We start from the raw sequence: 7,027 nt of genomic DNA, 5'->3' as shown, positions 1-7,027 counted from the left end.
TCGGTTGAACAGGCGTTGCGCCGCCGAAGGCGGCATCGTCGAGCACCTCCAGATACTCGGCAACTGCGCGGCCCGCTGCTTCAGGTGGCAGCCCTTGCTCGCCCGGCACTGAGCGCTGGCGATGGACATCGGCGCGGATCAGGCTCGCATCGACCGCGAAGCCCTCGGCACCGACCAGCCCTTCGGCCATGCAGCGCTCGACGGTCATCTCGAATAGCTTGCGAAGCAGATCACTGTCGCGGAACCGCCCGTGCCGGTTCTTCGAGAAGGTTGAGTGGTCGGGCACCGCGCCGTCGAGATCGAGCCGACAGAACCAGCGATAGGCGAGGTTGAGATGCACCTCCTCGCACAGCCGTCGCTCTGAGCGGATGCCCATGCAGTATCCGATGATCAGCATCCGGATCATCAGCTCGGGATCGATCGAAGGACGGCCGATCGAGCTATGTCTCACGGTCTAGTATTGCGTCAGCCTGCAGCCTCTGTTCGCTCGGGTCATTGACATTGTGGAAGTGCTGCAATCGAAGCCTACATTGTTCCTACCCGATACTTGGCAGCAGGTTGAAAATCTTATCACATTTTAAAGGGCCGGCCCTTTCGCCGGAATTAGATTCTGGGCAGTAAAATCAGCTAAACCCATTGAAAGTGTCAAACGAGTCAATCAGATGACGAGTTGGGAACCTTTGTACTCGCATTGAACACCCGCGCGATCTTGTCTCCCTCGGGACAGTAAGTGATGTAGATTATCTTTAGCCCTTCAACCGAATATTGTCGGCATGCGACGGATAGGGCGCGGCGGCCGAAGGATCGAATGGCTGGCCGTCCAATTGACTCGCAATGCCGTGATTGATGTCGCGGTGGTGCGCCTCGTCGGCGCGGACCAGCAGCACGACGTCCCGTAGGGTCGCATCGTCGGGCATCTTCCAATAATGTCTGGCGATCGCCGGCGCAGGGACATTCGGCGAGCGGCCTTCGTCGATCTCCTTGAGATATAGCGTATAGCTGATCACCGCTTCTTCCTCGAAATAGCCGACCACCCGGTGGGCTGTGCGCGACGAGACGAGATAAAGGATGGAGAACAGCAGCAGGAACACCCATTGCGCGAGCAGGATCACCAGACGTTCGAACAGGGTGGGCTGGGCAATCTCGATGAAAGTCATCAGGTGCATCCGCTCATTCTCCGCCTCTTCCATCAGCGTCCGGATCCAGCCCTCGTCATCCTTCATTTTCCGCAGGCTGGTGAGATGGGTGAACATCGCCCCGACCATGCCGGGTACCGCGGCCACGGTTTCCAGCACGATGGCGCGGTGGCCGTAGCGCTTGGCAAAAAATGTATCGGCGGTGAAGCGCAGCAATTTGGTGACGCCGAGGGCGAAGCGGTCGGACAATTCGGCCGGGGCATGATGCACCCGGGGCTCGGCCTCGCGCTCTTCGGCACGGGCCTGCGGGTCAGGCGTCAGAATTGAATTGACCATATAACATCCTTTCGGGACAAATTGCCGCTGACCCGCAGGGGCGGAAGCGATAAGGCGTGCGATCGTCTCAGTTATCGATGCACGGTGCCAGGACGCGGCCGCTTGCGACCGACGCCGGGGAGCCCAGACAAGGACAAAGATTACAGCGTTTTGCCGCGAACCTTCCATCTCGCGCAGGAACGGCTTCCTATCACAGCGCTGGTCCTGGCGCCAACTTCATTCCGGTTCCAGCTCCCGGAAATGCTCCGCGCGACTGACTATATGGGCCATATGATCGCTGGCCCGGACGGTCAGGGGATGCTGGGTCGACCCGCTGCGCGGCGAAATATAGTCTGCCATCTCCAGCGCGATCTGCTTCTGCCGTTCCGACCCCTCGGCAAGAACGGCGATCATCAGATTCTCTAGTGCGATCACGCGAATGCGTAGCTGGATAATTTCTGCGTCCCCTAAGGCAGAAATATGTGGAACTACATCATGCCCCGATGGGGCTTCCGCGCCACCTTCATTGTCCCAGGTTCCCAGAGCTTCGCGCCTGCGCGTCTCGACGTCTTTTGATAATTGAATATCCGGCATCGGTCTTTCTTTATGTTTCGAAACGGCGTGTCGCCTGGCAATCAGCGGTAACCGACACCCTTTACGTAATTGATCAGCTGGGCTTCCTCAAATTCTACATCTCCAAGAAGGGTCCGCAACACAGCGCTCGCCGTCAGGACCCCGATCGGGGTGTTGTTTTTATCGACCACCGGAATACTCTTGAGATGCCGCTCTTTCATGACACGGGACACGTCCTTCAGCGTGTCTTCGCTGTTGCAAACGGCAACATCGCGCGTCATCGCAGTGGCAACAGGACACAGACATGTTGCTCCCTCACAAACGCTGATCTGGCGGACAATATCGGTCTTGGTCACCACGCCTTGCAGCACGCCTTCAGCGTCGGTCACGAGCACAATCCCGCTTCCCGAAGTGAGGAGGCCCGCAACCTCGATCAACTTTGTGGTTTCGATTTCGGTCACAAGATGTTGCCGAGCTAAATCTATAATATCACGGACGAACATCGGATCGATAATTTTCCTTAAACTATAATGGAATTAACGTATGAACAGCGGTTCTAATTCCCTTTCCGTTCGAATAATTGGTAATGATAGAGTTCATCCCGAGCGCAGTATCAGGCTGCCTTTTCGAGCGCCTCTCGCGGACCGAAAAATTCAAAATGGACCTGTGATGCCGGGATACCCCATACCAGCAGATCCTGATATATATTTACCATGAAAGGCTTCGGACCGCAGAAATAATAATCGGCATGACGGCTTAGGATCAGGGATTCAATCAGTTCCGCATCGACCATTCCGGCCGAACAATTTTCCTCGGCGAGCACGTCACCCTCTGCCATGTCGCTGTAGCGATAATGCGCTTTCAGATTGGGATGCTCGAGGGCCAATTGGTCGATGAAGGGCTTGAACGGCTGGACGGCATCATTCAGGCAGCCATGTATCAGGATGATCTCGCGGCCGGGCATGGCATTCAGCGTTGCTTTCAGGATGCTCATGATCGGCGTGATGCCGATTCCGGCAGCCAGCAGCACCAGCGGGCGTTCGTGCCGGTCGTTAACATTGAGAAAAAACTCGCCGCAGGGCGGCCCGATTTCCAGCGTATCGCCTTCGGTCATATTGTCGTGCAGCAGGCTCGAGACATATCCGTCGGGCGCACCGGCAGTTGGCGCGACTTCCCTTTTGACACTGATCCGGAAATAGTCGCGGCCCGGCTGGTTTGACAGGCTGTAGTTGCGCATCGTCGTAGATCCGTCGGCAGTGGGAACCCGGAGGGTGATATATTGGCCCGGCAAAAATTCCGGCAGGGCGCCGCCATCTTCCGGCTTGAGATAGAAGGATGTGATATTCTGGCTTTCCTGATCCTTCCTGTCGACCCTGAAGGTCCTGAAACCCTCCCAGCCGCCGTCTTTGGTGGCGCTATCCCTGTATAATTGCTGTTCGCGGCCCACCAGGATGTCGGTCAGAAAACCATATGCCTCGGCCCAAGCGTCGATGACCTGATCGGTCGCGCCATCACCCAGGACTTCCTTAATCGATGCGAGCAGGTTCTCGCCGACAATCGGATAATGTTCGGCCTTCACCATCAGCGAAGCGTGTTTATTGGCGATGAGTTCGACGGCTCCGCCCAGCACTTTAAGATTGTCGATATTGGCGGCATAAGCGCATATTGCTCCTGCCAGAGCGCGTTGCTGTGTTCCTTCGGCTTGGTTCGCCGGATTGAAAAACGGACTTACTTCAGGATTGTGGGAGAACATGCGCTGGTAGAAATGGCGCGTCAGCGATTCGCCATGTTGCTGAAGAATGGGGGCCGTAGATTTGACAATGTCGATGGTATTCTGGTTGAACAATATTCTGTCCTCTAAATAATGTATTTAAGATACATGTTATCTAGTAGGCGTACGGGAGTAGCTTTGCAAGCCCGTCTTCCTAAAATTAGCCAGATCAATTTATTGGCACCGCCACTGCGTTAAGCCCGCAACCGAAGCGGCAGAAAAGACCAACAAAGCAGGCCTGCATCGCTCAAAATTTGCTGAACGCAAAGGCATCCTAGACCACGAATTTCTCCCTGTCGGATCGACAGCTGGCGTGGCGTGAACGCATGCACTACTTCGTGGATGACCATGTTGTCCCGTCCGCACCACAATACCGGTCCCATGCACAAGGTTCACCGGAATCGCGATTCGATGTGCCGTCGATCATGGAAGAGCTTAAGGCGCGAGCCTAAACCGCTTCATAATCATCTTGGTTGGCGACGATACGTGATATCACTGGCGGTCTAAGAGGAGTTTGAAACTTCCTGCATCCTCGACCAAGTCAGAAACCGTAAACTCGTCCAGATACCGTAAAAAGGCTTCGACCGCGCCGTGCAGAGCATGACGCAGGCCACAGGCGGGAGTGACAACACATTGGTTCGTCGCGGGATCAAAGCATTCAACAAAGGTTCCGGTATCTTCCATAATCCGTACAATGGCCCCAACATTTAGCTGGTCTGCCGATCGCGCCAGTTTCAGACCGCCGCTACGCCCGCGAACGCTTTCGACAAAGCCTTCAGCCGCTAATTTCTGCGCCACCTTCATCAGATGGTTCTTTGAAATCCCATATTGCCGGGCGATTTCGGCGATGGAGTGATGGCCGTCTTTTGCGGCCAAAAACATCAATGAGCGGAGCGCATAATCGGTCTGAACAGATAATCTCATAAAAGATGTATATCATATATTGTAATTAACTGCAAACAGGTATAAACAATGTATATAGAATGCATCTTAACCGAGTCGAAGCCATGACACAATCCAGGTATGCCGAAAAAGCCAGCGCCCGAAAAATGGCCGAGGCGCTTGCTATTGGTATTGATGACCTGTTGATCTCGGACCTGGTTGAGCGTTTTTATGGTTCTATCCGGAATGATGATCTTCTCGGTCCGATTTTTGAAAAGCATGTTGCCGATTGGACATCGCATCTGGCGCGCATGAAGAATTTCTGGGCATCGGTCACGCTGGAATCGGGGCGTTTTCGCGGCAATCCCATGCTCAAGCATATTGCCGTTGGCGGGCTCGATGACGTTCATTTTAACCGCTGGCTTCAGCTCTGGAACGAGACTGTGGATTCTGTCGTATTCAATGCAGCAGCAGCGGATGTTTTTCGCACAGCCGCAAAGCGCATCGCATCAAGTCTGCTCACTGGAATACAAGTTCATCGAGGCGGACTGGACGCAATTTCAGGCAAGAAGGAGAAACAATCATGTTGATGGATTTTCAGATGGAAGGCGGACAGGCAATCACGGCTGAAATCGCTGCAGAAATGCGGGACGTTCCTAACGAATTCAGGCCGCCATCGCATGAAGTTCGAACCTTTGAGTTACCCAGTTTGGTCTGGGCGGTCATGTTTGCTTCTTATGCGGTGTTCTTTGCAGCGCTATTTCTATCAACCGGTCATGGAACGGCAGCCATTTTCGCGCTGGTTGTCAGCATTGCCTATACCATCATGTATTTCGGTACGGCTGCAGTCCTAAACAATGTGAGTGCAAGTGAACGGAGAGCCGCGCCGCCGATTGACCCAATTGGCGGCATTGAAACTAACACCGGATGGATGGACAACACGGCCGCCAACGCCCAGATTTTGACGGTGCCGATATTACTGGCGGTCTTTGCCTGCAGCTTCGCCATCATTCGGGCATTTGTGTGATGGATAAGGATGACATGCCCATCGCTCCCTACAGCGCTTCACCGATCTTCGACGAGAATAGTCTGCCCAATGCCTTGCGCAACGAACACACGACCAAAGACGGCACATGGGGTTTGTTGCGGGTGCTGGAAGGCGAAGTACGCTTGGTCTTTCTCAATCCAAGTTCGGAGCGTCTTGTTACCGTTGCTGATCCCGCACCGATCCCGCCGCAATCACCGCATTTTGTCAAACTTGCCGGCCCGATGAAGATGCAGGTGGAATTTTATCGCGAGCATCCATTGGGTGCTGACATTATAGATGGATGATTTTACTCTTGCCCGGACCATTCATGTGCTGGCGGTTTTGCTTTGGACCGGCGGCGTCGCATTCGTGACGCTGGTGGTTATGCCGATGCTGAAAGCGAGTGCTGCGCCGGACTCGCGGCTTGCGCAATTCCATAAAATAGAAAGCGGTTTCGCCTGGCAGGCACGCATCTGGGTGGTGATTGCGGGAGTAAGCGGCTTCTGGATGATTTGGCGGGGCGATATGTGGAGCCGCTTTATTCATGCTTCTTATTGGTGGATGCATGCTATGCTCGCCGTCTGGGCGATATTTGCGCTGATGCTTTTTGTAATCGAGCCGCTCCATTTGCATCGCAGTATGTCAGAATCGGCATCTCCAGCACAGGACTTTGCGAAGCTGGTGCGTATGCACCAGCTTTTACTGGCGCTCAGCCTCATCACGGTTTTTGGTGCTGTTGGCGGTAGCCACGGACTTTTTTGACGTAACGGGGAAGAGCGGAATTTTGGAAAACTATAAAAAAACTTTCAGCATCAAACGGCTTTGGATAATTCTTATCTCAGGTATGGTTATCATGTTCGGTATCCTGCTGTTCCTCGGGTCAGAGATTTACCAGATGGCGCCGCCTATACCGGAGACGGTCAAATCGGAATCTGGCGAGATCCTTTACACCCGCGGCGATATCGAAACTGGTCAAAATGTTTGGCAATCCATTGACGAGATGGAGCAAGGCTCGCTCTGGGGGCACGGCAGCTATCTGGCTCCGGATTGGAGCGCCGACTGGCTCCACCGAGAGGCCGAAGCTCTGCTCGCGATAAAGTCAGTGCAGCCCTTGCCCGGATTGACACTGTCTCAAATGGAGGCGGTAGATAAAGCTTCGCTTATAACAGAGATGCGCCGCAACACTTATGTGTCCGTCGTCAGAACATTTGGCACTGAAGGCTGCGTAAATTAACGGAGCATTGGTTCCATCTGGTTGGTTGATATTAAGCGGCAAGCTTGCGGTGTTGCAAGCGCCGATGTTCGATGGTTTGTTTTTTGATC

The 7,027-nt window shown here is 54.2% G+C and carries 10 protein-coding genes and 1 pseudogene; 5 read left to right on the top strand and 6 right to left on the bottom strand.

The features are described 5' to 3' along the window. From ACN0WW_RS17120 to ACN0WW_RS17095, 6 genes and pseudogenes are all read right to left on the bottom strand, one after another. Window positions 1-445: pseudogene (locus ACN0WW_RS17120) on the bottom strand (transposase); the annotation flags it as partial. 301 nt (window positions 446-746) lie between these two features. After that, on the bottom strand, window positions 747-1,472 hold the full coding sequence (locus ACN0WW_RS17115; protein ID WP_417614266.1) for an alternative oxidase: 726 nt from the start codon (window positions 1,470-1,472) through the stop codon (window positions 747-749). Between the two features lie 216 nt (window positions 1,473-1,688). After that, on the bottom strand, window positions 1,689-2,045 hold the full coding sequence (locus tag ACN0WW_RS17110; RefSeq protein ID WP_417614264.1) for a hypothetical protein: 357 nt from the start codon (window positions 2,043-2,045) through the stop codon (window positions 1,689-1,691). A 41-nt stretch (window positions 2,046-2,086) separates the two neighbouring features. Continuing rightward, window positions 2,087-2,527, bottom strand: coding sequence for a CBS domain-containing protein (locus ACN0WW_RS17105; protein WP_417614262.1), 441 nt, complete (start codon window positions 2,525-2,527; stop codon window positions 2,087-2,089). Window positions 2,528-2,637: 110 nt separating this feature from the next. Beyond that, entirely contained in the window at window positions 2,638-3,870 is a 1,233-nt protein-coding gene (gene hmpA / locus ACN0WW_RS17100) for an NO-inducible flavohemoprotein (protein WP_417614260.1), read from the bottom strand. A gap of 417 nt (window positions 3,871-4,287) precedes the next feature. Beyond that, complete coding sequence (locus tag ACN0WW_RS17095) at window positions 4,288-4,719, bottom strand: RrF2 family transcriptional regulator (RefSeq protein ID WP_417614258.1); 432 nt, start codon at window positions 4,717-4,719, stop codon at window positions 4,288-4,290. Window positions 4,720-4,844: 125 nt separating this feature from the next. Between ACN0WW_RS17095 and ACN0WW_RS17090 the strand changes: the two genes are divergently transcribed. Genes ACN0WW_RS17090 through ACN0WW_RS17070 form a run of 5 tightly spaced genes read left to right on the top strand, consistent with a single transcriptional unit; the run spans window position 4,845 to window position 6,938 of the window. Continuing rightward, a complete protein-coding gene (locus ACN0WW_RS17090) occupies window positions 4,845-5,267 on the top strand; it encodes a group III truncated hemoglobin (protein ID WP_417614256.1) in 423 nt (140 codons plus the stop codon). Between the two features lie 11 nt (window positions 5,268-5,278). Further along, on the top strand, window positions 5,279-5,704 hold the full coding sequence (locus tag ACN0WW_RS17085) for a hypothetical protein (protein ID WP_417614254.1): 426 nt from the start codon (window positions 5,279-5,281) through the stop codon (window positions 5,702-5,704). 14 nt (window positions 5,705-5,718) lie between these two features. Next, window positions 5,719-6,009 carry a DUF1971 domain-containing protein gene (locus ACN0WW_RS17080; protein WP_417614252.1) on the top strand — a complete coding sequence of 97 codons (291 nt, stop codon included), beginning with the start codon at window positions 5,719-5,721 and terminating at the stop codon, window positions 6,007-6,009. Further along, a complete protein-coding gene (locus ACN0WW_RS17075) occupies window positions 6,002-6,466 on the top strand; it encodes a hypothetical protein (RefSeq protein ID WP_417614250.1) in 465 nt (154 codons plus the stop codon). The genes ACN0WW_RS17080 and ACN0WW_RS17075 overlap by 8 nt, the downstream gene beginning before the upstream one ends. Window positions 6,467-6,488: 22 nt before the next feature. Next, window positions 6,489-6,938 carry a hypothetical protein gene (locus ACN0WW_RS17070; protein WP_417614248.1) on the top strand — a complete coding sequence of 150 codons (450 nt, stop codon included), beginning with the start codon at window positions 6,489-6,491 and terminating at the stop codon, window positions 6,936-6,938. Window positions 6,939-7,027: the final 89 nt, after the last annotated feature.

Source organism: Parasphingorhabdus sp. (assembly GCF_048269865.1).
In the GTDB taxonomy this organism is placed as follows: Bacteria; Pseudomonadota; Alphaproteobacteria; order Sphingomonadales; family Sphingomonadaceae; genus Parasphingorhabdus.
Note: the sequence above shows the minus strand (reverse complement) of the source record. Positions and strands in the feature narration are given on the sequence as shown.